Origin of the sequence: Saccharopolyspora halophila, from assembly GCF_039531955.1 — a bacterium.
In the GTDB taxonomy this organism is placed as follows: domain Bacteria; phylum Actinomycetota; class Actinomycetes; order Mycobacteriales; family Pseudonocardiaceae; genus Saccharopolyspora; species Saccharopolyspora halophila.
Genome location: NZ_BAAARA010000024.1, coordinates 99,214 through 124,885 on the forward strand (window position 1 = coordinate 99,214; position 25,672 = coordinate 124,885).

Sequence of the window (25,672 nt, forward strand, 5' to 3'; positions counted from 1 at the left end):
GCGCGACGGACGCCGCTGCAGCCCGACGTCGGTGGTGATTCCCGCCGGCGAGACGACGGTTCCTCGCCTTGTCCGCACCGGTGCACCGGAGCGGTCCGCACCTCGGCCGGTCGGGGCCGAGAACGTGATCGAACCCAGATCGTTCCCGCGACGAGGCGCATCCCCGACCGGCCGCTCCGCGGTGGAGCAGGAAGGTTCCCGTGCTGAGTTCGCCGAGGCGACCGACGAGGGGTCCCCGTCCGCCGCACATCCTCCCGATGAACGACGAAGTACAACGCCTGTTGCACTAACTACAACGCTTGTTGTAGATTACTCGCTGCGGCAGCGAGCCGCCCCGAACCCGCGAGGAAGCGAAGTTCCCATGCACCGCAACAAGATCCTGGTGATCGGCGCAACCGGTAACGTCGGTAGGCACGCTGTCGACCTGCTGCACGCATCCGGCGCTGGAGTCCGCGCGATGGCCCGGAATCCGGTCGCGCTGCCTGGCGAGGTCGAGGTGGTGCGCGGCGACCTGATCGACCTGTCGAGCTTGCGCGCCGCCCTCGAGTCGGTGGACGCGGTGCTGCTGATCTGGCCGTTCGCCACCGTGCCGGTAAACGCCGCGGTCATCACGGAGATCGAGCAATACGCCAGCCGGATCGTCTTCGTGTCCTCCGCAGCGGTGCGCGACGACGTGCTCGAGCAGAACGGGCCGATCGCCGCGTTCCACGCCGCGATCGAGCACCGGATCCAGAAGTCCGCGCTCGAGTGGACGTTCCTGCGCCCGTACGGGTTCGCGAGCAACGCGCTCTCCTGGGCTCCCGAGATCCGCACCGGCGACGCCGTGCGCGGGGCGCACGGCGAGGCGCCGATGACGCTGATCCACGAACGCGATGTCGCCGCCGTCGCCGCGCACGTGCTGACCAGCAGCGGACACGGAAGCACCAAGCACACCCTCACCGGGCCCGAGCGACTCACCCAGGCGGCACAGGTGCGAACGATCGGCGAGGTGCTGGGACGGCAGCTGCGCTGGGTGGAGATCCCGGAGGCCGAAGCCGCCGCCAAGATGCTCCCCGGATCGCCGCCTGAGATCGCGAAGGCCGCACTGGACGGCTACGCCCAGCTGATCAAGCACCCGGGCCCGATCACCTCGACAGTTGCGGACCTCACCGGACGACCGGCGCGCACCTTCCGGGATTGGGTCGCGGACCGAGCCGCCGACTTCGAATGAACCGACGATCGAGCGGAGACGCGGAATGCAAACCTTGCCCGACATCACCCGCCCGGATGCCGAACTCGCGGTCATCAGCGAGTGGTCGACCGGTTCGCCGGAACGGCAGCGCGCGACAGCCCAGGCCGCCGTGGCGGCATGGGACGACGAAGAACGGCCGCGCGGGCTGCTGTCCGAAAACCTCCTGCTGAGCACGGACGACAGCACCGTGCTGCACTACGCGCAGTGGACGGACGAGGCGGCGTACCACGAAGACCTCCGGACCGGCCAACCGGCGCGGCGCTGCCGGATCGACGACGCCGTCCCGCACACCGAGCACCGCGGAACGTTCGAGCACCGGCTCCACCGGAGCCTCGTGCTCGACCGAAGAAGGCGGCCCGGCTGCATCGTGGCCGTCCGGTTCCGCTCGGACAGTCGGGAAACCGCAACGCGCTTCGTGAACACCCTGCTCGACGAGGAACCAGGGTTCTCCCGGCGGACCGACGTGATGCCACCCGCCGGGATGATCTCGAACCACTTCCACATCAGCACCGACGGCACCCACGTGGTCAACTACGCGGAGTTCGTCGACGAGGACGCTCACGCGCAGATCGTCGAGAGCATGCTGCAGGAGGAGGACGACGTCCCGCGGCTCATCGACAGCACCCCCGGCTTGGAACCGCTCGGGTTCAAGCGTTTCACCACGTGGCTGACCCGGTGAGCACCAATCGAGAACGGGCCCGATCGCTTCGCGGACACGGAAGCGTAAGGCCCGCGCACGGGATGGTTCTGCAGCGATCTCGCTGTCGCGCATCCAGGGGGCGTACCGGTCCCGCGACACCGCCGGGACGGCGACGGCGAGCTGCGCCTTCCCAGTTACCCAGGCCCGCACCACGACGAGGAGCCCGGCCGGGGTGGGCCAGTTCGTCGGCGATGAACCGATGCCCTTCCGTGGTGATCATCGTGCATGGATCTTCAGTGCTGCGTTGATCAAATGGCCGCCGCCCGACCCGAAATCAGCGGCAACATCCGCTGGGAGATCGTGCGGCGAGCAGAGGGCCCGCAGCCCTGGACGTACGTGGTGCGCGATTGACGTGCAGCACGGGCCCGTCGAAGGATGTCTGGCAAGTTTCGGAGCATCGAACCCGCCGATTCCGCGACTCCGCACTCAAGGTACCCATGAGCGGCGCGCTCGACTCCGAGCGACGGACCACGAACACGAGAAGAGGGTTCCCACAGGCTCTGACCTGCGGAAACCCTCTGGCCAGTCGGGACGGCGGGATTCGAACCCACGACCCCTTGCCCCCAGTACTCCCGCGCTGGGATCTCCGCAGGTCAGGAGCGTACTGGTGGTGCGCGCGGTGGTTCCGCAAGCCTCACGCGGGAACCGTGCACACGGTGCGGTCCCCGCGTGGTCCCCGCTGTCGAGACGCTCTTGATATTGCTGTGAAGTCGGCGTGAGCGAGATGCTTGGCCGAGCGAACACCGCGACACTCTGGCCACTCATCGTTGACGGATTGTTGACGATGGCGACCATCGAGCTGTGGAGAACCGGGCACCATCATCAGGCCACAGGCCATTGGCAAGCATGGCTAGCGTTCACACTCGGAGTCGGACTGTCTCTGTGCGCCAACATTGCCTCCGCACCCGATCTCAACGCCTTCTCCATCGCAGCAGCCGCCTGCCCACCACTTGCGCTCCTGCTATCGGTCGAACTGCGACGAGGCATACGAGGCCGGATCAGCGCAGCCGCATCCGATCGCCCCTGGCGAGGCCAGTCCAGATTGTCACGCGTTGTTCCGCGTTTTCGTCGCCATCAGATCGCCATTTGCGATCTTGGAGGAGGGCCACCTTGTCGCTCCTCTCGACCCGTCGCCCGGATGACCCGTCCACCGCACCCCGCCCGCAGAAGGTGGGATCCCTGCTTCTGAGCCTTCGATCAGACCCTTGTTCGATAAGTACCTCGAAGGTGGAGGTTGGGGGGAGCTTATTACAACACAAAAGACCAGTTCACAGCCCTAGAAACACTGCGGCAGGAACTGCCGGGCCTGACTCGCACCCACCCAACCGACACCCAAGCGGGCAAAGCCCGGTCGCGCCCGGCAACTCGACCGCGACCAGGTGCAGCAACTGATCGAGAGCTACACGATTATCTTCCGGCTATGTTTCGTGAACTGCGGCTTCTGGGGTCGTGGCCTGCACCAGCGCGCGAGTGGCCGGGTGACTCGGTGAGTCGAGCACGTCGCTGGTACGTCCGCGTTCCGCCACCCGCCCCTCGTCGAAGATGAGCACCCGGTGCGACAGAGCGGCCACAGCGGGCAGGTCGTGCGTGATCATCAGCAGTGCGCAGCCGGTGTTGGTCTGCAGCTTGGCAAGGACGTCCAGCAGGTCCTCGCGGTGGCGTGCGTCGAGGCCTGAGGTGATTTCGTCGCAGATCAGCACGTCCGGCTCCGCCAGCATGGCGCGTACTAGGGCTGCTCTCTGCAGTTCACCGCCAGACAGCCCGGACGGCAGCCGCTTGGTGCTGGTTTCGGGCAGCCCGAGCGCTGCGAGCTCGTCGGCCGCGCGAGCGCGGGCCGCGGATCGGTCGAGCCCGCGCAGCCGCTCAGCGGTGCGGGCGACTTGGTGCAGCACCGGGGTAAACTCGCTGAATGATGCCCTAGAGTCCTGGAAGACGTATTGCACTCGGGCCAGTTGCTCGCTCGACCGGCGTCGTAGCACCGGCGAGAGCCGATGATCGTCGAGCAGGATCTCTCCGCCGCGGAAGCGGTGCAGCCCCGCAATGCAGCGCGCGAGAGTCGTCTTGCCGCTTCCGGAGCGCCCCAGCACCGCTACCCGTTCCCCGGGTGCGACATCGAGGTCGATGCCGTGCAGGATTTCTCCCTGGCGGTGCCCCGCGCGCAGCCCGCGCACCCGCAATACCGGGTCACCCGCCTGCTGTTCCTGCGGCACCACCGGGTCAGACGGAGTCAGCGAGCCCACGTCGGACTCCTCCAGGCAACCTCCCTCGATGGACAGGACCCGATCGGCGATCTCGTGCACCAGGTCGAGATCGTGGGTGAGCAGCAGGATAGCGATGCCCTGCTCGGCCGCGGCGCGCAGCTCGCCGGCCAGCTGGGCGCGGATCACCGGGTCCTGGCCGGTGGTGGGCTCGTCGGCGATGAGCACCCGCGGTCGCCCGATCAGCGCTTGGGCGAGCACCACCCGCTGTTGTTGCCCGCCGGAGAGCTGGTGCGGGTACCGGCGCAGGTACTTCTCCCCGTCGGGCATCTGCGCCTGCCGCAGGGCTTCCAGGACCCGCTGCCGGGCCTGATCCTTTGGCACGTGCAGGCGCGCGACCTCGGCGAGCACCGAGCCGACTCGGCGCACTGGGTTCAGCGCTGCCGCGGGCTGTTGCGGTATGTAGCCGACGGTACCTGGCGCGAAGGAGGAATCCGCAGCCGCTCCCGCGACCTCCACGTTGCCCGAGACCGTCATCCCGGGCGAGGATTCTCCGAGCAGCACGCGAGCCAACGTGGTCTTCCCGCTGCCGGATTCACCGACCAGAGCGGTGATCTGCGCGGCGCGCAAGGTGAACGACGCTGCCGAAAGCAGCGTCCGATCCCCTGCGGTGATAGTCACATCGTGTGCGGCGACGGCGGTCACCGGTCCTCCAGGAAGTTCGAGTCGGAACGTCGCAACCAGCGGTCGAACAGCAGATTCACGCCGACCGAGAGCACGACGATGAGCACTGCGGGCACCACCACGGCCCAGGGCTGCAGGAACAGGCCCGAGCGGTTGCGGTCGACCATCGCCGCCCAGTCGCTCGCCCCGGGAGCAACCCCGACGCCGAGGAAGCTCGCCGAGGCGACCAGGTAGATCGTCCCGGTGAACCGGGTGCCCAGGTCGGCGGCCAGGGTGCGGCGCATCGCTCGGGCGACGTAGCCCAGGGCGATGCGAGCCCGGTTCTCGCCCTGCAGCCGCATCGCCTCGACCGCGGGCCGGGTGGACAGCGACAGCGCTGCCGCACGGCTGATGCGCACCACGTCGGGCAGGTTGATCAGCGCAACCACCGCGACCAGCACCCACATGTTGCCCGGAGCCAGCGCCGCGAGCAGCAGCAACATCAGCATCGAGGGCACCGCCAGCAGCACGTCCAGCGGTCGCATCAGCACCTCGTCCAGCGCGCGGCTGCGGGTCATGCCCGCCACCAGGCCCATCGGCACCGCCAGCAGGTAGATGCAGGCGGTGGCGGTCACCGCGGTGAGCACCAGCGACCGGCCCCCGAGCAGGACCTCGTCGGCCACGTCGCGGCCGAGGAAGTCGGTGCCCAGCAGGTGACCGTTGCCGATCAGGAACGCCACGTCCTTGGCGGTGTCCTCGGTGGCGAACAGCGGTCCGAACAGCGCCAGCAGCACCGGAACCGACACCAGCAGACCGGGTATCGCGTATCTCATCGACCGACCTCCGAAGTGGGCGACAGGGCGCGGGCTGCGAGATCCGCGCCGAGGTTGACCAGCACCGTGGTGGTGGCGAAGACCAGTGCCAGGCCCTGCACCACCGGCAGGTCCCGGGCCGAAACGGCCTCCAGCAGGGAGGTTCCCAGGCCCGGGATCACGAAGATCGCCTCGACCACGATCACCCCGCCGATCAGCCAGTCGGCGGTGCGCGCAAGCTGCTGCACCGCCGGAGCCGCCGCGTTGGGCAGGGCGTGGGCGAACCGGATCCGCGTGGGCGAGAGCCCGAGCCGTCGCGCGTGCTGGACGAAGGGAGAGCGCTGCGCGTCGATCATCCCGGCCCGAACCAGCCTGCTCAGCGAGCAGATCGGGCGCAGCAGCAGCACCAGGATCGGCAACGCGAGCAGTGCCGGGTTGCTGCTCAGCGAACCGCCGATGGCCGTGGGCGGGAACCAGCCCAGCTGCACCGCGAACACCGCGACGAGCAGGATCGCCATCGCGAACTCCGGTGCCGCGTAGAGCCCGAGGGTGGTGCTGGTGACCAGCCGGTCCAGCCTGCTGCCCTCGTGGCGCGCGGCCAGCACACCGAGTCCGGTGGACAGCGGCACCAGCAGCGCCAGCGCCAGCCCGGCCAGCAGCAGCGTGGGGCCCGCGGCCGTGCCGATCATCTCGGCGACCGGCCGCGGGCCGACCAGCGAAGTGCCCAGGTCGCCCTGCAGCGCGCTGCCCAGCCACTCGGCGAAGCGCTGCCACATCGGCCGGTCCAGGCCCAGCTCGGCGCGCAGACCGGCGATGACCGCGGGGTCGGGCTTGTCTCCCGCGATGGTCACCGCCGCATCGCCCGGTAGCGCCTCGGTCAGCAGGAACACCCCGACCACGACCAGCAGCACCTGCACCGCGCCGAGCAGCAGCCGGCGCACCAGGTAACCGATCACGCGAGCCACACCTTGTCGAACCGCGCCCACTCCAGGGTGTTGGCCGGCGCTTCCTCGTCGATGCCGCCGACCTTGGTGGCCGCGCCGACGATCCAGTCCGAGGCGCCCCACCAGACGAAACCGCCCTCGTTGAACTGCTGCTCCTGCATCCGGGTGTAGAGCTCGGCGCGCCGGTTCTCGTCGGTGGTGGACTGGGCGGCGTTGTAGAGCTCGTCGAACTCGGGTCGCTGCCACGCGGTGTTGTTGGTGGTGGAGCTGGTCAGCAGTCGCTGCGAGACGTGCGAGTCCAGCGGCATCGCTCCCGAGCGGTAGCTGGCGAGCACGCTGCCGTCGGCGATGTCGGACCAGTAGGTGTCCTTGTTGCCCAGCCGCACGTTGAGGTTCAGGCCCACCTGGCGCGCCTGGTCGCTGATGGCCAGCGCCGCCTCCTTGAGCCCGGTGGAGGCATCGGAGGTGTCGAAGTCGATGGTCATGCCCTCGGCACCGGCCCGGCGCACGAGCGAGCGCGCCTTGTCCAGGTCCTGACTGCGCTGCGGCAGGTGATCGGCGTAGTAGCGGTAGCCCCGGCCGTAGATGTCGTTGCCGATCTGCCCGGATCCCTGCAGCACCGAGCGCACCAGCTCCTCGCGGTTGGTCAGGTGGAACATCGCCTGCCGCAGCTCGATCCGGTCGAACGGCGGGCGGTCGACCTTCATCGCCAGACCGTGGAAGTTGCTGCGCGGTAGCCGCAGCACCCGGATCTGCCCGCCGGACTCGTAGGTGCGGGCGCTGGTGAGCGTGAGGTCGTTGGCGTAGTCGATCTGCCCGCCCAGCAATGCGTTCACCCTCGCGGCCTCGTCGTTGGTGACCACGATCTGCAACTCGTCGAGCAGCGGTGGGCCGTCGAAGTAGTCCGGGTTGCGCGCGGCCAGGAACGACTTGCCGGGCTCGAAGGAGACGAACTTGAACGGGCCCGAGCCGACCGGCTGGGAGAAGTCCTCGGTGCCCTCCGGGATGATGTAGGCGCCGAGGGTGGCCAGCGCGTTCGGGAACTCGGCGTAGGGGCGTTTGAGCTGGAACTCGACGGTGCGGTCGTCGATCGCGCGGCTGGCGGGCAGGTCGATCACCGACAGGCTGGACTTGGCGCGGCGGCTGCCGCCGGGTTCGGTGATGCGCGCGTAGCTGGCCAGCACGTCGGCGGCGCGCACCGGGCGGCCGTCGTGGAAAGTGGCTTGCCGCAGGGTGATCCGCCAGGTCCGCAGGTCGGCGGAGGGCTCCCAGCGCTCGGCCAGGCGCGGCTGCGGGGACATGTCGTTGCCGTAGTCGGCCAGCTTGTCGAAGAGCGCCTTGGAGCGAGCGATCTCGATGTAGAGGCTGGTCTCGTGCGGGTCGAGCACCTCGGCCGCGCCACCACCGGAGAAGGCGGCACGTAACCGGCCACCGGGCTTGGGCGCACCTGCTCCGGGCGCGCCGCCCGGAGCGCAGCCCGCCAGCAGCGAGCCAGTGGAGACGGCACCCGCCGCTGCCAGGCCGAGGAAGCGTCGTCTGTCGAGGTTGAACATTGCGATCTCCTACCTTTGTGAGGGCCGTTTTAATCGATACGGCGGGCGATGAGATGAAGCCGGTCACCGGACATCCGCTCGGACAACTCGGCATCGGCGGACCACGGCGTGTCGGTGCGCGGGCCCGGCTCGTCGAACAGCGCCAGTACCTCGAAGCCGTGGCATTCCGCGAAGTAGCGCAGCTCCTGCGGGAACAGCAGCCGCCACGCCGAACGCTGCACCAGCTCTTCGGCACCAGGCCACCGCCAGCGGCGCTCCCGGCGCAGCAGCTGCTCGGCGTGATCGATCCACAGTCGGGTCATCGAGCGGTAGTCCACCCCGTCGTAGCTGAGCGTGCGGTCCAGGACCTCGTCGAGCAGCTCGGTGTTGCCCAGGAAGAACGCACCGTTGCGCGCCTCGGCGATGAACAGTCCCCCGGGCCGCAGGTGGTCGTGGCAGCTGGTCAGGAACGCCTCGAGCTCCGAATTCTCGTGGCAGTACAGCAGCGCGCTGTCCAGGCAGGTGATGACGTCGAACTCGTGCCGCAGGGCGAACGAGCGCATGTCGCCCACGAGGAACTCGGCCTGCGGGCAGTGCTCGGTGGCGTGCGAGATCATCGCGGGTGAGCTGTCCAGCCCGGTGACCTGGTAACCGTGTTCGCACCACCATCGTGCGTCGCGCCCGGTGCCGCAGCCCACGTCGAGCAGATCGGTGCCACCACCGAACCGACGCACCAGGTCATCCGTGAACCGAGCCGCCACGTGCCCGGAGTCGGGAAACCACGCCTCGTAAACGGCCGGATTATCGGTCAGGAAGTTGGCGTGTGCCACGAGTTCTCCTCCGCGGTGGATTTGGGGGCGATCCCGCCGCGCCGGTGGATCGCAAGCACAGCCAGAGCCGAAGACATGCCGATGGCCACGCACAACACCGAGGGCAACCACGGCAAGTCGGCTCCGGCCAGGTCGGTCGCCCACCCGATCAGAGCGTTGCCGCCGGCGGCGGTCACTCCGGAGGCCAGGTAGAACACGCCGAAGTAGGTGCCGGAGAGGTTGTCGCGGCCGAAGGTGGGGATGAGCTCGTAGACGAAGGGCTGCGTCAGCATCACCCCGACCGACAGCGTGAATGCGGTGACCAGCACCGGCGCCAGTCGCACAACGGTCTCGGCCGAGGAGCTCGCCGGCTGGTCCGGCATCACGGTCGCGGCGATCGCGGTGACCACGAACCCGCCGCCCATCACGGCCAGGCCGGTGGCGACCGCGCGCCCCCGGCTCCAGCGCCCATCGCACCAGCGTGTGATCCGCACCTGCAGAACGAGGCTGGCCACCGTGGTCACCAAGAAGATCACCGACACCGACACCGCCGTGCCGGTGAAGTTTTCGGCGTGCATCGGCAGCACCAGGTACAGCTGGTTCTGCAGCGCGAACATCCCGGTCAACGCGCCGGTGAACAGGACGAACCGGCGATCGGTGAGCACCTCTCGCCAGTCGGCGAGTACCGAGGTCTGCGGCCGCGGGACTTCCCGGGCCGGGAGCACGAGCACCTGCGCGACGGTCAGCACAGTGAAGATCAGCGCGGCCCCGATCGCTGAGACCTGGAAGTCCACCAGCAGCAGTGCGCTGCCCAGCAGCGGCCCGATCAGCATTCCGGTGTTGGCGAAGACGTTGAACAGCGAGAACATCTCCGCTCGTCGGTCAGCGGCCTCGTGGCTGAGGTAGGAGCGCACAGCAGGGTTGAACAACGCCCCCGCGAGTCCGGATAGCACCGAGGCGGCCAGCAGCACCGGCAGCGAGGTGCCGAAGGCGAAGAGCCCGAACCCCACCGAGCGCAGCGCACAACCGGCGATGATCACGCCGCGTGCGCCGAGCCGATCGGAGGCCGAGCCGCCGAGCAGGAACAGGCCCTGCTGGCTGAGGTTGCGCACGCCGAGCACGATGCCGACCACAGCGGCCGACAGCCCCAGATCCTGCCCGAGGTATCCGGCGAGGTAGGGAATCAGCAGGTAGAAGGCCGTGTTCACGCCGAGCTGGTTGACCAGCAACACCTGCACGGCCAGCGGGTAGCTGCGGAAGAGCCGTACAGTGTTCACGCGGGCCGCACCCCGAGACCGATGAGCCCGGCGATGTGTAACCGACCGTTTTGCCCACCGAGCCCGGTCCACGGGTCGCGGGCAAGCAGCAGGTGACCATCGAGGTCCACCCAGCGAGCCATCCCGCAAAGGTGCATGGCCGGTGCGATGCCCAGCGAACTGGCGACCTGGCAGCCCAGCATCACGTCGACCCCGAGGTCGTCCGCGGTGTCGATGATCTCGCGTGCGGCGCGTATGCCACCGCATTCGGGAAGCTTGATGTTGATCCCGTGCACACGCGAACCCAACCGGCGCACGTCCTCCGGAACACCCGCGTCCTCGTCGGCGACCACCGGGATCGGCGAGTTCTCGGCCACCTCCGCGAGCAATTCCGGAGTTCCCGGTGCGATGGGTTGTTCCACCGCGTCGATGTCGAACTCCGTTGCTGCGCAGAGCATCCGTTCGGCTTCCTCGGGCTCCCAGGCGCCGTTGGGGTCCAGCAGGATCTTGGCGTGCGGGGCGGCTTCGCGGATGGCGGCCACGCGAGCGAGCTCGTCGGCACCGGTGCCGAGTTTGACCTTGAGCAGCTGGTATCCCTGTCCGACCAGCCCGATGGCCTCGGCCACCGCCTGCTCGGTCGAGGTGATCCCGATCGTGCGCGCGGTCGGCACCGAACCCGGCGGTTCGGCCCCGATGAGTTCGTGGACGGCGATGCCGCGCTTGCGGGCAAGAAGGTCGTGCAGCGCCGCGTCCAGTGCCGCGCGCACGCCCGGGGAGGCCTGCCGCAGGTCCGTGTGGATCGCCTCCTCCGGAGTGAGGTCGGCCAATTTCGCCTGAGCATCGGCCAGTTCAGCTTCGATGCGCGGCACGTCGAGCTCGTAGTAGACGCTGGTGACGATCTCGCCGTGGCCGAGGTCGCCGTCGTCGTCGTCGAGAGTCAGGGTCACTGCGTCGCGCTCGGCCATCACCGAGCGCGAGATCCGCAGCGGCTCGCGCAACGCCAAGCCGCTCACCCGCCAGTCGAGCTTCACGCGGGCACCTCCATGTTCTTCAGGGGGTCGATGACCGTCCGGCAGCGCGTCCACCCGGTGGCCTCGACCTCCGGGTTCGCGACCTCGACCGGGCGAGTGGCGATCGGGGTGTCCAGCAGCCCTCGCGCTTGGCAGTAGTCGTCGTCGAAGACCGTGCCCAAGTAGCGATGCGGGCCATCAGGGAACACGGTCACAACATTGGCACCCGGGTCGATGCGCGCGGCCCACGCCGCGACCATCGCTACCGCACCCGTGCTCCAACCGCCGGTGACGAACGCGTTGCGGGCCAGTGCCCGGCAGGTGGCCACCGCCTCACCGGGGCCGACCCAGTGCACTTCGTCGAACTGCGGGTAGTCGACGTTGCGCGGATGAATGCTGCTGCCCAGACCGCGCATCACGCGCGGACGGGCGGGCTGTCCGAAGATCGTCGAGCCTACGGTGTCCACACCGATCAAGCGCATCTGCGGCCAGCGCTTGCGCAGGGTGCGGATCATCCCGGCGCTGTGCCCACCGGAGCCGACGCTGCACACCAACACGTCCACGCGGTCGAGCTGACGGCAGATCTCCACTCCCATCTCGGCATATCCGGCGGGGTTGTCCGGGTTGTTGTACTGGTCCGGCCAGTAGGCACCCGGCAATGAGCGGCAGATCTCGCGTACCCGGTCCAGCCGCGCCTGCTGCCAGCCGCCTTCGGGATGTGGCCGCTCGACGATCTCGAGTCGCGCACCGTGGGCCCGCAGCAGTGCACGCATGCCTGGTTCGAGTTCCTTGTCGACGACCAGGACGATGGGATGTCCCAGCGCACTGCCGGCGAAAGCTAACCCGATTCCCAGCGTTCCGCTGGTGGACTCCACCACCGGCGCGCCGGGCAGCAGCTCACCGCGCTGGTGTGCTCCCCGCAGCATCGACAGCGCCGCGCGGGCCTTCATGCCGCCGGCGCTGAGGCATTCCAGCTTCGCCCAGAAACCGGGATTGGGTTGCGGGAGTGGTGTCGAAACTCGGGCGAGTGGGGTGTCGCGGACCAGGTCGAGCAGGTCCGGGTTCATGCGGCATCCTCTCCGGGGTAGCGGTAGAGCGAACTCGGTCCGGCGTCGAGCCAGAAGAACGGGTACGGCTCGGCCGAGACGGCGGTGACTCCGGCCCCCAGGAAGCGCGGCAGGATTCCGCTTCCGGTCTGGGCGAAGAACACCAACGGCTTGCCGGTGGCGCGGGCCTGCTCCAGCAGCGGCTGAAAGGTTCCGTTGCTCAGCACCATCCCGGAGGTCAGCACGGCGTCGCAGTCGGCCAGGGCGGACAAGGCGTCGGTGTGCACCGGTTCGCCCCATTCGGTCTGCCCGCCCTTGTAGTCGCAGGCCACGTAGCCGGTGCCGCGTTCGCGCAGGTGGTACAGCAGCGAGTTGACCACGCCGATCACCAGCACTCGCCGCACCGGCGGCAGCAGATCCACCACGAGCTTGGCCCGGTGCAAGGACTTCTGAAGCGACGTGCCGCGGCCGACGACGACTTCCTCGGCGTGCTGGTGGTGCGGCCGCACCGACTGCAGGTAGGCGTCGAGCGCGGTGACGCGCACCGCCGTCGACGGGTGCCGCAGCAGTTCGGCGACCGGGTTGCCGACGCAGTCCAGCACGACGTCCTCGGTGAGCTGACCGGGTTCCACGGCGCACGAACCCACGGCGTCGGCGACCCGCAGGCTCAGCACGTGGTTGCGGTATGAGGTGTTGCGCGAGGCGTGCCGAACACCTTGCTGGGTCAGAAACCCCACGCTCACCACAGCATCGGTGATCTCCTCGCCGTGTTGTCCGATGTGGACTTGCTCGATCAGGTCCGCCAGCGACTCTGGCGCGCTCATCCGGTCTCCTCGGCGTAGCGCACATCCAGCCGCTCGATCAGCGACTCGGCGTGCGCGCGTGCGGCGCCCTTCTGGTCGCTGGTGACCATGACGTGACCCAGGTAGTTGTTGTTGCTGGTCGCCGCTCCGGCGTGGTGTCCGGAGGGCTTGAGCCGGTAGTCGACCACCGCCGGGTCCCGCAGTACCTCGATGCCGCTGATCTCCTCGATCTCGCCAGTCCTGGGCGGCAGGAGGAAGGAGATCGCCGCACTGGCAGCGCCGGTGTCCACCTGGGTCAGGTCGGGTTTCTCGCCCAGCGCCACTTGCGCGTGGACCGCGGCCAGGTCGATGCCGGTGACCCGCCGGATGAGCTCGGTGATCTGGTTGCCCGCTGGACGCGGGTTGACCTCGACGAGCTTCGGGCCGTCGGCGGTGAGCTTGATCTCGGTGTGGCAGACGGTGTTGTCCAGCCCCAGCTCCTTGATCGCGGCCACGGCGGTATCGGTCACCGCGCGCTCGGTGTCGGCCTCCAGCGCGGCCGGGAACATGTGACCGGTTTCGACGAACCACGGTGCGCCGGCAACGCTCTTGTCGGTCACGCCGACGACCGCGGTCCGCCCGCCGAAGGTGACCGTCTCCACGCTCACCTCGGCCCCGGTCAACAACTCCTCCAGCAACACCACGGGATTGCGCTGCTGGCCACGAGCATTGACCGGAAACCCTTGCAGCTCCTCGAAAGCTTGGCGCAGCTCACCGACATCGTCGACCTTGCGCACGAACATCCCCGCGCACAGGTCCACCGGCTTGACCACCAGCGGGTAGCCCATCGCCGCGGCACCTTCCTCGAGCCCCCGCAGCGTCTCGGCCAGGACGAACGCCGGCCCGGACACACCCACCTCACCGAGCACCCGACGGGTTCGGTCCTTGGAGCAGGCCGCCTCGACCGCCTCAGCCGGCGGACCGGGAAGACCCAGCCGCTCGGCCAGCCGCGCAGCGGTGGCCAGGTAGTAATCGCACGAGGTCGCCACCCCGTCGAAACCCAGCACCGGTTGCAGCCGCTCCAGGTGCACCAGCAGCACCTCGGGGTCGTTGGTCTCCACGGTCAGCACGTTGTCCGCGCCCAGCAGCGGATGCGGGCCGGAAGCCGGAGCTGAACGCAGGTAGTGCTGCAAATCCCGCGTGACGAAGCTGAACCGGTGGCCGCCTTCGCGGATCGCTCTGGGAAGCAACGTGCTCATCGCGCCAACCCAGCTCTCCACCAACAACAGGTGACCCACCACGACTCCCATCGCGACGTTTGCACGGCAACAGTCGGTAATGGTAATCATTTCCAACTAGGTGGATCAACCTGCCATCTAGTGAAGGTGGATGTGACTCAACGTGGTGAATAAAAGGACCTCTGCTGCGGCGGCTTTGATGCTCGCCGTTCCCCTTCTCAGCGCCGTGCCCGCAAGTGCAGAACCGCTGGTCTTCGAGCCGTGCCCGTTCGAGGGCGCCGAGTGCGCCGAGCTCTCCGTGCCACTGGAGGAACGCGATACCGACGGCGAGATCATGATTTCTGTCTCACGCGTTCGAGCCACCGGCACCCCAGAGGAGTACCGCGGGGCACTGCTGGTCAATCCGGGCGGGCCGGGCGGCTCCGGACTGGAGTACTCGGTGAGCAAGGGCAAGAAGCTACCCGAGCAAGTTCGCCGGTCCTACGACATCATCGGCTTCGATCCGCGCGGAGTGGGACGCAGCGCCCCGTTGGACTGCGGCGACCTCGGCGGCCTGTTCAACCACCCCGCGCCGGAACCGGTTCCGGCGGACCGCGCACAAGAGCGCGCTCACTTGGACCGATTAGCCGACATGGCCGAAGACTGCCTGCGGCACAACCCGGACTCGGCGGCGATGAACACGATGAACACCGCGCGGGACATGGACCGCATCCGGGAAGCCCTCGGCGAGCCGAAGCTGAACTTCCTCGGAGTCTCGTACGGCAGCTACCTGGGCGCGGCCTACGCGGCCGAGTTCCCCGAGCGGGTCGGCCGGATGGTGCTCGACAGCGTGGTCAGTCCAGACCGCTGGCACGACTTCGACGTGCACCAGGCCAACGCGATGCTGCGACAGCGCGACGTGCTCTTCGACTGGATCGCCGCCCACCCCGAGCTGGACCTGGGCACCACCCGCGAGCAGGTACGCGACGCCTACACCAGGGCCCGCGCCAGCTTGGCCGAAGCGCCGGCCCGCGGAAACTTCGGGGCAGCGGAGTTCGACAACCTCGTCTACAAGACCCTTTCGCGTACCGAACGCTGGCGGCCGTTCGCCGAGGCGCTGGGTGCGTACGCGAATTCCGGCAATGGCGGCGGCCTGGAACCCGCGCTGCCCGAAACCGACTCCGAATCACGCAACTACGAAGCTGCGCTGCGCACCGTGAAGTGCAACGACAGCACGCGCCCGAGCCACGCCGAGGTCATCGGTGACATCCGGCAGCTGCGCGAGACCGACCCGCGGCCGATCCTCACGGGACTGGAGGCGACCACCTGCGCCTTCTGGGACCGTCCGCGAGAAACCACCCGACTGGGCAGCTCCGAGATGCCACCGGTCCTGCTCACTCAGGCCGAGCATGATCCGACCACGCCTTACGACGGCGCCAAGCGAATGCAGGCCGAACTCCCGGGCTCCCGCATGATCACCGCTCAGGACAGCTATTCCCATGGCCTGTTCGCCAGCCAGCGGATCGCCTGCGTCGACGAAGCAGCAGGGGCCTATCTAGTCGACGGCCGCCTCCCGGACCAGGATCTGCACTGCCCGGGGCCGGGCCTCCCCGAATAAAGCCACCCCGCCCACGACGCAAGGTGTCGGGCGACCCCTCGGGAACAGGGCAGCGGACGTGCGCTCAGCTGCGGCCCGCCTTCTCGGGAGCCGCTGTTCCAGGGCTGAAGCCGCCCGGCCTGGACCCCAGTCCTGACACACCATGCAGCGAGAGCCGACGAGCTCACCTTTCGGGAAGCCCTGGCGGGCAGCCCTGGCTCGTCGGCCTTCGTGCGCGCGCTGGGTCAGTGTTCGTCGTAGTGGTCGTGGTGGGCGGCGTGACGGTGCCCGTCGTGGATGTAGTCGACGTGGTCGCCGTGCGGCACCGCGACGTGCCCGCAGCCCTCACCGTGGGCGTGCTCGTGGCCGTCGTGGGCGGCGTGATCAGCTGGCTCGCACTCGTCGTAGTGGTCGTCGTGAGCGCGGTGCAGGTGACCGTCGTGGGCGTAATCGACATGATCGCCGTGCGGGACGGCGACGTGCCCGCAGCCCTCACCATGGGCGTGCTCGTGCCCAGTGTGCTGCTGGTGTGCCGTGGTCATCGGAACCCCTCCATACGCAAATGGGCGTCACGCGCTGCTCCACTCAGCGTACAACGCATTGCCAGTTACGCATGAGCAGCGACACAGCTAGACGCGCGAAACACATGAACAGACCCTCAGATGAAAACGGTTGTCGTTGTCGTCTAGTGTGGTGTGATCCTCGTCCACCACCGACGACTGCGAGGCGCGATGAACGACGCGTTGAACCAGCTGCTGGACCGATCGAACAGACCCGAACCGGGCCAGGCGGCCCGCACTGAGCAGATCGCCGAACAAGCGGGCACCACCTTGGGGATCAGTGAGCACAAGCGGGTCCGCGTCCTGGACCACTCCGGCGCGGTGCACTGGAGCTCCGAACCGCTCGCGAGCACGGTGACCAACTTGCTGCGGCCATGCGGGAAACTACGGGTGACGGCCTCGGCCTACCAAGGCGTGACGATCTTCGAACCCGAAGCCGACCAGATCACCAACACCCTGCCCGCGCCGGGCGCGATCTCCGGGCTGGCTGCCACGCCGAACGGCCGCTGGGTGGTGGGCGGCAGCCAGGACTCCACGTTGCACGGCTGGAAAAGTCGACGACGGTTCGGAGTTCGAGATGCACGGATTCCCGGCCACCGTCTCGCACCTGGCCTTCGAAGACGGTGGGCGTTGGATGGCCTGCGATTCGGCGGAAGTGCTGACCTGCTGGGACTTCTCCGGCCCCGGCCCCACCGGCCGGGGCCGGAGCCGTCCTCACAGGCCACCAGTCCACGGTCTCGGCATTTGCCTGGATGTCGGGCAACCGCACCACGCTGATCAGCGGTGATGCCGAGGGCAACGTGCTGGTGTGGCGGCTCGGCGCCAACACCGGCCCCGGCGACGAGCTGCGCCCCGCGGGCGGATGACGCGATGACGACGCGGTCACCGCCATCACCACCAGCAGGGAAACCGCCTACGTCGCACGGCGATCCGGACGCATCGACGTCCTCACCGTCACCTGACCAGGGGCCCGGAGCGCCACCCGGCCCCGTCTCGCGCGGCGGGGCGACCGTTTCACCCCTTCGGCCCTCCCGCCGCGCACCTCATCATCTCGACGTCATCGGAATCGCATGTCATGCCAACAAGCGGTTACTCGCTCACCAGCGGCGCAACCCCACAGCAACGGACCGTACTCCAGACGCTGGCACGCACCCGGAGATTCATCAGCGCCCAGTCGTTGCACTCGGCAATCCGCTCCTCCGGCACGCGAATCGGGCTCGCCACCGTGTACCGCGCGCTACATGCATTCGTCGAGTCGGGATGTGCGCACACCATGCACGACACCGATGGAACGCAACTGTTCAGCATCGCACCCGCCGACGGGCTCGGCTACCACCTCGTGTGCCACGAATGCAGACGGCACATCCCCATATCGGTCGCCTTCGCCGAAGAGCGCGCCACCCGCATCGCCGACGCTCACGGGTTCACCGACATGGAGGTCATCATCGAGGTCTCCGGACGCTGTCACACGTGCGCGTCCCGGGACGACCGAAATGCCACTCCCCTTCTCTCGTCGACCAACAGCGCACCCCGCCCAACCCCGTGCAACACCACCCGCAGCACGCTCACCGCCGACGACCAGCCGAGCACCGGGTGAATTCGAAGAGCCCCGAACCCACGAACAGTGCTTCCGCAGAACGTCAAAAGACCAGTTCACCTGGCTTCACCACGCGACGCCGGACGATCTCGCCGCATACCCGCCCGCGCGGCGAAGCCCCGCAAGCACCGCCAGATGGGAACGGGGTCATCGGGTTTCCCCTCCATACGACAATGGTTATCGTTACCATCAATGCAGTGCTTGTCGCGCACAAGCACCGTGATCCGGAACCCGCGGAGGTTCGAGATGGACAATGACCGCCGCAGCGCCGAGCGGCAGAACCAGGCTGGGTACACCGCAGTCCTGTGCGAGGCGTGCGAGCCGAACGACGACCTCGGGGTTCTCGACGCGCTGAGCGACAGCGTCAGCCGAAGCCCGCACGGAGTGCTCGTCCGCTCGCCGTGCCAGCTCGGGAAGCTGTGGTGCCACACCAGGAAGAACTCGCGGCGCACCACGGGGCAGGTGATCCTGGTCCAACCCTGCGACACCCGACGTCGGCCGCTCGGCCCGGTCATCCTCGTGGGCCCGATACGGACCTCGGCGGACCTCGCCGACGTGACGCGGTGGCTGAAGTCCACCCCGACCTCAGCCCATGGACTCCCCGACCGCCTGCACAGACCCCTGCGCAATCCAAGCCCAGCATCCCCGAACTGAGCACCTTCCACGCTCGGAAACCGGTCCAACGGACATGTTCCAGCCATCACCCACAGCGTTCCGCGTGTCTCCCGGCCGTCCGGTCTCGTCAGCCCGACATGACCTCGCACCGAACAGTTGGCTGGTTTCGTACGATGATCAGTCCATCCGGGAGGACACAGCAGCATGTCACCGATCCCGATTACACGTGACCCGACTAACCAGAATCGCCCCTTGTCAGCCGATCGGACACGGGCAAAACCATCGCCGCTAGCCCGATGCAGCAGCTTCTACTTCTCGACTCGTCTAGGAGCTGTTTAGGAACGAGGAGTGCCTTCGGGAAGTAGAGAGGTCTCCGGTAGATGGATCAACGACCAAGAAGATCGACATCTATCCGGAGACCTCGGTGGGAAGCGTATCGGTTGGCGCGCGTAAGGATCCCACGGACCGGCAATGGGCGGCGTTGCAGCGTGTGTTGCCGCCTCAGCCTGTGGTGGGACGTCGTCCGAAGTGGACACGTCGGCAGTTACTCAATGGGGTCCGGTGGCGGGTGCGGGTCGGTGCTCCGTGGCGGGACGTGCCGGAACGCTATGGGCATTGGCAGTCGATCTACCAGCTGTTTCGCCGCTGGCAGCGTGAGGGCGTGTGGCCCTGGATTCTCTCGGCGCTGCGGGCGTGGTCGGATCAGGCGGGCCTGATCGACTGGCAGGTGTCGGTGGATTCCACGATCAACCGGGCCCACCAGCACGCCGCCGGCGCTCGCCGCCGGTCCGATAAGCAGGTCGAACCGCCCGGCGGCGAACCGGCCGATCACGCGCTGGGACGTTCCCGTGGTGGGCTCACCACGAAGATCCACCTGGCCTGCGAACAAGGCCGTAAGCCGTTATCGCTACTGATCACCGCCGGTCAGCGCGCCGACAGCCCCCAGATGACCGCCGTACTGGAGGCGATCCGGGTCGCACGTGGCGGCCGCGGACGCCCGCGCACCCGCCCGGAGCGGGTGCTGGCTGACAAGGCCTACTCCTCCCGCGCGAACCGTTCCTACCTGCGTCAGCACGGGATCACGGCAACGATCCCGGTCCCGAAAGACCAAGCCGGTCACCGTCGTGCCCGCGGTTCATCCGGAGGCCGTCCACCCGCCTTCGACTCCGATGCCTATCGCCAGCGCCACGCCGTGGAATGCGGCATCAACCGCCTCAAACACCACCGCGCCGTGGCCAGCCGCTACGACAAACTCGCCGTGCGTTACGAAGCCACCGTGCAGATCGCCACCATCGACATCTGGCTCCGCGACCTCACTAAGATCAATTCCTAAACAGCTCCTAACCTCTAGCATGCACAAACGGTCCACCGATTGGGACGGCCTATTGGCCGCGAACCCGCGCGCCGGGAATCTCAACGGAAGCGCCGAGGGGATGTAGAAAACCGCGGTCACGGCGTGGCCGTGACCGTGCGCCCGCAGCAGCGGGGCGAGCCACGCGTTCATCATGAATCGGCGGCCGCCGACAGGCCGACCTCATGCTGTGGGAGCCGCGGCTCGCACGCCGACGCGGTCAATCGGTTCGGCGACCCGCCGTCCCCGGTCAGGACCTGGTGGTCGGTCGTGACAGGCCGGTCCCGTGACGTCCGATCCCCGAGATCGTGGCCTGAATCAACCTATCGACGGTCGGATTCATCACTCGGGCCGACTCAGCAGTGCACGCCCACGGTGACGGCGAAGCCGATGGCGCTCTGCTGCACCCCACTCGCCGCGGTGACGCTGACCTTTTCCTCGAGGAACTTCTGCAATTCCTCCTCGCTAAGGACCTATCTCAGAACCGCCCGCAACCTGCTGGCACGCTTGAAGACACCTACCCCAGCTTGCGCCCCTGTGGGCGGATGACGGCTACACCGAAACCATGCTCAACTGGACCAAGAAACTAAAGGAACAGGCTCTTACGATTCAGTCCCGACATTCTTCCTGTCGACACGACTCGCAAGTGCGATCGTGGCATTAGCCAACATAACGGCAAGGATTGTGCCAATAGTGTTCATCGCCCAGTCGTTCGTGTCACACGCACGCCCGATGGCAGGCACCATCGCCTGGACCGCCTCGATCGCAGCAGAGAAGCTCGTGCCCACCAGCACCATCAGCAGCCGTCGGCGGGTCGCCAACGTTACGAAGAAGACCACCGGAAAGAACACGGCCACGTTGGCCAGCAACTCAACCCGCGTCAGCGTAGGTGCGGCGAATTGGACCACGCAGGTAACGTCATCCATGCGGGTCGATGTCGGGACAAGCGTAAACGCGATGGGAAACGCGGACAAAACGACAAGAATCCACAAAGTCCCGGACCCACACCGGCGGCTACGCAAGACCAGGTAACCGGTACCAACACAGATCGTGCCCACCAACACCAACACAATCGGCACCAAAGTCGAGTACGTCAGCAAGTAGTTTGTGATCATTACGTGGATGTTCCCCTAGCTTTCCAGCCCCAGTGACTACGGGTCTGTCAGTTGATCGGTGTAAGTGGTTCTGACACGCCGAGTGTGCTCGGCGGGAAGGACCGTGATGGCCGAGAACGTCGAGTTCTCGGACTCGTTGACCAGTGAGCAGCAGGAACTCGCCGTGGAACTGGTGGTCAGGGCCCGTGATGAGGGCGTGGAGCTGACCGACCCGGACGGATTGTTGACCGGCGCGACCCGCAGCATCCCGAAAAAGCAATTCAAGGCGAGTGCGCGTGCCGTGCGGCTAATGTCTTCCATCCCCTCCCAGTAGGATTGAGGCGTGGGGAGCGGGATTTGGGTTTCACCTGGCGGAACCACCAATACACCGGTAGCGGCCACAGTCCATCCTTGGTGCTTCACACGGACGACTAGATCGTATGCAGGAGTCGGCTGAGCATTTCGGATCTTGACCGCGTGGATCACTACGCTACCGTTCGCTTGGCGCAAAGTACGATCGTTAGCGATCAGAAGTAGATCGAATCTCGATCGAGACTCAGTCATCTCTGGACTCCATCTTGTAAAACTCGGACGGCCCCGCCGGCACAGAATTACCGGAAATGCGGCCCCTCTGCGATGCGTGCAGTGAGACGCGGAATTCGCGTGGTGATACGCCAACAACGCGCCGAAACGCGGTGCTGAAAGCACTTTCGGACTTGTAGCCGATGGATGTTGCGATGGCCGTGAGGGAGTCGTCCGTGCGCAGTGCGGCACGCGCCAGCTGCATTCGCCACTCGATGACGTAATCCAACGGAGGTCTTCCTACTCTCTTCCTGAAGTTCGCGGCGAAGGCCGACCTTGACATCATCGCAACCGTGGCGAGTTCTTCGAGTGTCCAGCGATGGCTCGGTTCAGCGTGGATCGCGCGCAACGCCGCCCCGATCCCATCGTCGGCAACCGAGGCGAGCCATCCCAGGGGTTCCTGGGACGAACCGGCGTGCGACCTCAGCATGTGAACCAGGAGGATCTGGGACAGGTGTTCTAGGACGAGGGACCGCCCGGGCTGTTGCCTCTCAATCTCGCGGACGAGGAGCGTCGCGATGTTCCATAGTAGATCTCCGTCGGCATTGCCCGCTTTGACGAGCATAGCCGGGGGTAGCGATGAGAAGAGGGTCGATACATCGGCGTCCTGGAACTCGAAGTCGACGCTACACGTGTACGTGACGGCGCCTCTCGGGACCCCGGGTCCGCTCACCGACGTTTCCTCGTGGAGCGGCTCTTTCGAATCGCGAACTGTCTCGATCGAGCTCCCGATGGCGTAAGGAGGCGGGTTTCCTAGCAGATAGAAGTCGCCAGTGCTCAGTAAGAGCGGTTCCAGACCATCGACGCACAGCCAGCACTCGCCTTCCACGACCACACCGAGCTTGATGTGCGGGAAGGGCAAGAACCGAGCGCTCCACGGCGCCGTCGCGCGGAGGGGGACGGGAGCAACGGTTTGCGGTCGCGCGAGCGCCAGGACCTCCCGGAAGGGGTCGTGCGGATTGAGCGGGATCTCAATGCTGGACGATCGATAATCACTCGTGGACTCCACGTTATGGACTATACGCACAGCGGTGGGAACGATGGTTTCTGGTGGCGGGAGCCGCCAGGCGTGAGGAACCTGCTCATGCCGGATCGATGTGAGGAGCGTGGAGACGCATGCGATACCGATTTCTCGGACGGTCGGGCCTGCGAGTATCGGAACTGTCTTTGGGGACAGGAAATTTCGGCACGGGCTGGGGCCATGGGGCGCAGGTGTCCGAGGCTCAGGCGATGTACGACAAGTACCGAGATGCGGGAGGTAACTTCATCGACACCGCTTCTAACTACCAAGCGGGGGATGCTGAGGAATACCTCGCAGACATCATCTCCTCGGATCGCGAGGACATCGTTCTGGCGACGAAGTACACCATGGGAACCTCAGCGAGCAGCGGACTGCAGTGGACCGGGAACAGCCGAAAAGCGATGGTTCAGTCTCTGGAGCAGAGCTTGCGTCGCCTGGGCACGGACCGGGTGGACCTGTTCTGGGCCCACGTGGCCGACGAATCCACGCCCATCGAGGAAATAGTACGAGCTTTCGACGACCTCACGCGCGCCGGCAAGATCCTCTACGCCGGTCTCTCCAGTTTCCCCGCATGGCGCGTGGCAACGGGAGTCACCTTGGCGCAGCAGAAGGGGTGGGCGCCTCTCGCGGCAATTCAGGCCGAGTACAGCCTCGTCGAGCGTAGCGCCGACCGGGAGCTGGTGCCGATGGCAGAAGCCTTCGGCTTGGGCGTCCTCGGCTTCTCGCCCCTCGGCGGCGGCCTGCTGACAGGCAAGTACCGGCGGGGCGGAACAGGTCGCGCGCAGAGCTCGATCAGCCAGTTCCTCCACGAGGAAGACGGCCCCGCCAAGACGAAGGTGCTGGATGCCGTCGAGAACGTCGCCCGGGATCTCGACACGACTCCAGAGCGGGTGGCGATCAAGTGGTCAATGTCGAAGGGAGTGATCCCCGTCGTTGGACCGAGGAGCGTAGATCAGCTCACGTCCAATCTTGCGGCCAACGAGCTTGAAATATCAACGCGTCAGCTTGAATGGCTGGATGAAGTGAGCACGCCACAGTTGGGATACCCACACAACATGTGGATAGAGCATGAACGAGTAGAGAGGAATCGATTCGCCCAGCCGTAGAAGTATCCATTTCGCCGCATGCGGGCATGATGGCGTCGGCGCGGTGTTGTTCGAGGAAGCCCACGCGTGATCCACATTGAGCACGCCACTTGATCATCCGGAGCGATCACGCCTGGTAAATGGCCAGGCTCAATCCGCGCCTGCAACCTTCCGCCGGGTTAGTACTGCAACGGCACACGCGTGAGTCGGTAGTGGCGGGTGCATGCGCGGATCGCGGGGCGGTTCGTGCGTTCGGAGCCGCGGGCGCGGGTGCGTGAGTATGTGTCGGGGCTGGAACGGAAGAACGGGTGGACGATCGCTGAGCAGGCCGGTGAGGTCGTTCCGGATGGTATGCAGCGGCTGTTGCGGCGGGCGGATTGGGACGAGGACGGGGTCCGCGATGACGTGCGCGATTACGTTATGGAGCATCTCGGCGAGCCCGACGGGGTGTTGATCGTTACCCAGCGCCCGCAGTACATCCGCGCCACCCGGGCGAGTCCTGGCCATCCTTGGGAAAACCGGTGTCATCCAGCACGAACGCCCGCGGAGCCAGGAACTGTTGTGCCCAGCCCGCCAGGCACTGGCGCACATCGGCGTAGTCCCAGGTCGACGAGGACGCAAACTGCTGCAACTGCTGATGATCCACCTCAAGCCGCTGCGCCATCGGCTGCATCGACTTGCGCTTGCCATCCAGCAGCAGCCCACGCACATACAACTCACCCTTGGCCCGCTGATCCCGCCGCGACAGACCGCCCGGCATCTGGGCCGCGAACGCCTCCACACGCGGGGCCACCACGGCCATCTCCTCCGGAGTCACACCAAGATCATCACAAGAGATCAACAACCTAACAAAGCCCTACTAGCCCGGAAGATGCCTCAGCGCACCCCGACGGGTTCGCCCGGTATCGGCCGCACCGCACGGGACCGCTTGGTGCGGCCGTGCGTGGCATAGAGGGTGAGACCCACGAAGGTAATGCCGCCGACGAGGTTACCGACAACGGTCGGGAGCTCGTTCCACAGCAGGTAGTCGCCGAAGGTGAACTCCCCGCCGAGCATGAGCCCGGACGGGAACAGGAACATGTTGACCACGGAGTGCTCGAAGCCCATGTAGAAGAACACCAGGATGGGCATCCACATACCGATCACCTTGCCGGAGACCGAGTTCGACATCATCGCGGCGACCACACCGGTGGAGACCATCCAGTTGCACAGCACGGCGCGCACGAACAACGTCAGCATCCCGGCGGCACCGTGCTNTCCGACGAACACCAGGCCCCAGTTCCGCAGCACCCCGCGGAACTTGACGCCGGGCCGCTTGTCCAACCAAGCCAGCGGGGTGATCGTGAAAACACCGGTGAGCAGGTCGAAACCGAGCAGGTAGAGCATGCAGAAGCCGACCGGGAAAAGCAGCGCCCCGACCAACGCGTTGCTGGTCTGCACGGTGACCGTGACGGCGAAGGCCGCCGCCAGCGCCAGTATGGCGCCGGCCATGTAGGCCCGGATCAGGGTGTCCCGAGCGGACATGAAGACTTTGGATTCACCGGCGTCGATCATCTTGGTGACGAACTCCGGCGGGCTGACGTAGGACACTGGCGGCTCCAGACTCGCATGCGCACCGCAGCGCTCCTCCGCACCGGCGCGGGCGGCGCGTCTCGGGCCATTTCGCAGGAAGTGTCGGCGTCAGCCGTTTCTTCCGGGTAACGCGACCGCGAGGGCGAGATCAAACCGATCTCACGACCGAGCGGGAGGCCTCGTCAGCTCAGCGACTCCTCGACCTCCGCCGCCATCCTGAGAGGCCAGCCGGTCTTGGGTCGCATCACCAGATCCGGTGTGCCGGGGCGCTCGTGCGGATCAAGGACGCCGGTGAGCCCGCCGAGTTCCCGGCACGAGCGTGGGTGTCCGAGGACTTCGGATCCCGGACCTCCACATCTCCAGCGGGCTCGGCGAAGACCTCGAAGCACAGCAGTCGG

General features: G+C 66.9%; 23 protein-coding genes and 2 pseudogenes. 8 read left to right on the forward strand and 17 right to left on the reverse strand.

Features of this window, described 5'->3' with window-relative positions:
• The first annotated feature begins 361 nt into the window (after window positions 1–361).
• On the forward strand, window positions 362–1,210 hold the full coding sequence (locus ABD289_RS24320; protein WP_344137651.1) for an NAD(P)H-binding protein: 849 nt from the start codon (window positions 362–364) through the stop codon (window positions 1,208–1,210).
• 25 nt (window positions 1,211–1,235) lie between these two features.
• Window positions 1,236–1,910, forward strand: a complete 675-nt coding sequence (locus ABD289_RS24325; RefSeq protein WP_344137654.1) for an antibiotic biosynthesis monooxygenase — start codon at window positions 1,236–1,238, stop codon at window positions 1,908–1,910.
• A 1,439-nt stretch (window positions 1,911–3,349) separates the two neighbouring features.
• On the opposite strand, the gene ABD289_RS24335 is transcribed toward ABD289_RS24325, so the two are convergent.
• The 10 genes from ABD289_RS24335 to ABD289_RS24380 are packed head-to-tail and all read right to left on the reverse strand — an operon-like array spanning window position 3,350 to window position 14,263.
• Window positions 3,350–4,834: an ABC transporter ATP-binding protein gene (locus tag ABD289_RS24335; RefSeq protein ID WP_344137657.1), complete on the reverse strand. Its 1,485-nt coding sequence runs from the start codon at window positions 4,832–4,834 to the stop codon at window positions 3,350–3,352.
• The gene (locus ABD289_RS24340) at window positions 4,831–5,625 is read right to left on the reverse strand and encodes an ABC transporter permease (protein ID WP_344137660.1); all 795 of its coding nucleotides are present in this window, start codon (window positions 5,623–5,625) and stop codon (window positions 4,831–4,833) included. Before ABD289_RS24340 ends, ABD289_RS24335 begins: the two co-directional genes overlap by 4 nt.
• The gene (locus ABD289_RS24345) at window positions 5,622–6,560 is read right to left on the reverse strand and encodes an ABC transporter permease (protein ID WP_344137663.1); all 939 of its coding nucleotides are present in this window, start codon (window positions 6,558–6,560) and stop codon (window positions 5,622–5,624) included. The genes ABD289_RS24340 and ABD289_RS24345 overlap by 4 nt, the downstream gene beginning before the upstream one ends.
• Complete coding sequence (locus ABD289_RS24350) at window positions 6,557–8,101, reverse strand: ABC transporter substrate-binding protein (protein WP_344137666.1); 1,545 nt, start codon at window positions 8,099–8,101, stop codon at window positions 6,557–6,559. The genes ABD289_RS24345 and ABD289_RS24350 overlap by 4 nt, the downstream gene beginning before the upstream one ends.
• A 29-nt stretch (window positions 8,102–8,130) precedes the next feature.
• Window positions 8,131–8,910, reverse strand: coding sequence for a class I SAM-dependent methyltransferase (locus ABD289_RS24355; protein ID WP_344137669.1), 780 nt, complete (start codon window positions 8,908–8,910; stop codon window positions 8,131–8,133).
• Window positions 8,889–10,166, reverse strand: coding sequence for an MFS transporter (locus tag ABD289_RS24360; protein ID WP_344137671.1), 1,278 nt, complete (start codon window positions 10,164–10,166; stop codon window positions 8,889–8,891). The genes ABD289_RS24355 and ABD289_RS24360 overlap by 22 nt, the downstream gene beginning before the upstream one ends.
• Window positions 10,163–11,176 carry a dipeptide epimerase gene (locus ABD289_RS24365; protein WP_344137674.1) on the reverse strand — a complete coding sequence of 338 codons (1,014 nt, stop codon included), beginning with the start codon at window positions 11,174–11,176 and terminating at the stop codon, window positions 10,163–10,165. The genes ABD289_RS24360 and ABD289_RS24365 overlap by 4 nt, the downstream gene beginning before the upstream one ends.
• Window positions 11,173–12,222, reverse strand: coding sequence for a PLP-dependent cysteine synthase family protein (locus ABD289_RS24370; RefSeq protein ID WP_425564771.1), 1,050 nt, complete (start codon window positions 12,220–12,222; stop codon window positions 11,173–11,175). Before ABD289_RS24370 ends, ABD289_RS24365 begins: the two co-directional genes overlap by 4 nt.
• Complete coding sequence (locus ABD289_RS24375; RefSeq protein ID WP_344137677.1) at window positions 12,219–13,025, reverse strand: Rossmann-like domain-containing protein; 807 nt, start codon at window positions 13,023–13,025, stop codon at window positions 12,219–12,221. Before ABD289_RS24375 ends, ABD289_RS24370 begins: the two co-directional genes overlap by 4 nt.
• Window positions 13,022–14,263: an ATP-grasp domain-containing protein gene (locus ABD289_RS24380; RefSeq protein WP_344137680.1), complete on the reverse strand. Its 1,242-nt coding sequence runs from the start codon at window positions 14,261–14,263 to the stop codon at window positions 13,022–13,024. Before ABD289_RS24380 ends, ABD289_RS24375 begins: the two co-directional genes overlap by 4 nt.
• A gap of 184 nt (window positions 14,264–14,447) precedes the next feature.
• On the opposite strand from ABD289_RS24380, the gene ABD289_RS24385 reads away from it, so the two are divergent.
• The gene (locus ABD289_RS24385; RefSeq protein ID WP_344137683.1) at window positions 14,448–15,818 is read left to right on the forward strand and encodes an alpha/beta hydrolase; all 1,371 of its coding nucleotides are present in this window, start codon (window positions 14,448–14,450) and stop codon (window positions 15,816–15,818) included.
• 224 nt (window positions 15,819–16,042) lie between these two features.
• On the opposite strand, the gene ABD289_RS24390 is transcribed toward ABD289_RS24385, so the two are convergent.
• A complete protein-coding gene (locus ABD289_RS24390) occupies window positions 16,043–16,339 on the reverse strand; it encodes a hypothetical protein (protein ID WP_344137686.1) in 297 nt (98 codons plus the stop codon).
• A gap of 422 nt (window positions 16,340–16,761) precedes the next feature.
• On the reverse strand, window positions 16,762–16,893 hold the full coding sequence (locus ABD289_RS24395) for a hypothetical protein (RefSeq protein WP_344137689.1): 132 nt from the start codon (window positions 16,891–16,893) through the stop codon (window positions 16,762–16,764).
• 539 nt (window positions 16,894–17,432) lie between these two features.
• Between ABD289_RS24395 and ABD289_RS24400 the strand changes: the two genes are divergently transcribed.
• Window positions 17,433–17,954 (forward strand): Fur family transcriptional regulator, encoded by a 522-nt coding sequence (locus tag ABD289_RS24400; protein WP_344137692.1) that lies wholly within the window; start codon window positions 17,433–17,435, stop codon window positions 17,952–17,954.
• A 1,039-nt stretch (window positions 17,955–18,993) separates the two neighbouring features.
• The gene (locus ABD289_RS24405) at window positions 18,994–19,902 is read left to right on the forward strand and encodes an IS5 family transposase (protein WP_344137695.1); all 909 of its coding nucleotides are present in this window, start codon (window positions 18,994–18,996) and stop codon (window positions 19,900–19,902) included.
• Between the two features lie 374 nt (window positions 19,903–20,276).
• Here ABD289_RS24405 and ABD289_RS24410 read toward each other — a convergent pair.
• Window positions 20,277–20,378 (reverse strand): annotated as a pseudogene (locus tag ABD289_RS24410) (hypothetical protein); the annotation flags it as partial.
• Window positions 20,379–20,522: 144 nt separating this feature from the next.
• Window positions 20,523–21,035 (reverse strand): VanZ family protein, encoded by a 513-nt coding sequence (locus ABD289_RS24415; protein ID WP_344137698.1) that lies wholly within the window; start codon window positions 21,033–21,035, stop codon window positions 20,523–20,525.
• A 106-nt stretch (window positions 21,036–21,141) separates the two neighbouring features.
• Here ABD289_RS24415 and ABD289_RS24420 point away from each other — a divergent pair, with 106 nt between their 5' ends.
• Window positions 21,142–21,348 (forward strand): hypothetical protein, encoded by a 207-nt coding sequence (locus ABD289_RS24420; protein WP_344137701.1) that lies wholly within the window; start codon window positions 21,142–21,144, stop codon window positions 21,346–21,348.
• A 222-nt stretch (window positions 21,349–21,570) separates the two neighbouring features.
• On the opposite strand, the gene ABD289_RS24425 is transcribed toward ABD289_RS24420, so the two are convergent.
• Entirely contained in the window at window positions 21,571–22,605 is a 1,035-nt protein-coding gene (locus tag ABD289_RS24425) for an AraC family transcriptional regulator (RefSeq protein WP_344137704.1), read from the reverse strand.
• A gap of 107 nt (window positions 22,606–22,712) precedes the next feature.
• Here ABD289_RS24425 and ABD289_RS24430 point away from each other — a divergent pair, with 107 nt between their 5' ends.
• Window positions 22,713–23,723 (forward strand): aldo/keto reductase, encoded by a 1,011-nt coding sequence (locus ABD289_RS24430; RefSeq protein WP_344137708.1) that lies wholly within the window; start codon window positions 22,713–22,715, stop codon window positions 23,721–23,723.
• 198 nt (window positions 23,724–23,921) lie between these two features.
• A pseudogene (locus ABD289_RS24435) lies at window positions 23,922–24,200 on the forward strand (IS701 family transposase); the annotation flags it as partial.
• On the opposite strand, the gene ABD289_RS24440 reads toward ABD289_RS24435, so the two are convergent.
• Together ABD289_RS24440 and ABD289_RS24445 are read right to left on the reverse strand one after the other, a co-directional pair.
• Entirely contained in the window at window positions 24,160–24,504 is a 345-nt protein-coding gene (locus ABD289_RS24440; RefSeq protein ID WP_344137858.1) for a transposase, read from the reverse strand. The pseudogene ABD289_RS24435 and the gene ABD289_RS24440 sit on opposite strands and share 41 nt — an antisense overlap.
• Before the next feature lie 74 nt (window positions 24,505–24,578).
• Window positions 24,579–25,292 (reverse strand): formate/nitrite transporter family protein, encoded by a 714-nt coding sequence (locus ABD289_RS24445; protein ID WP_344137711.1) that lies wholly within the window; start codon window positions 25,290–25,292, stop codon window positions 24,579–24,581.
• Window positions 25,293–25,672 lie beyond the last annotated feature (380 nt).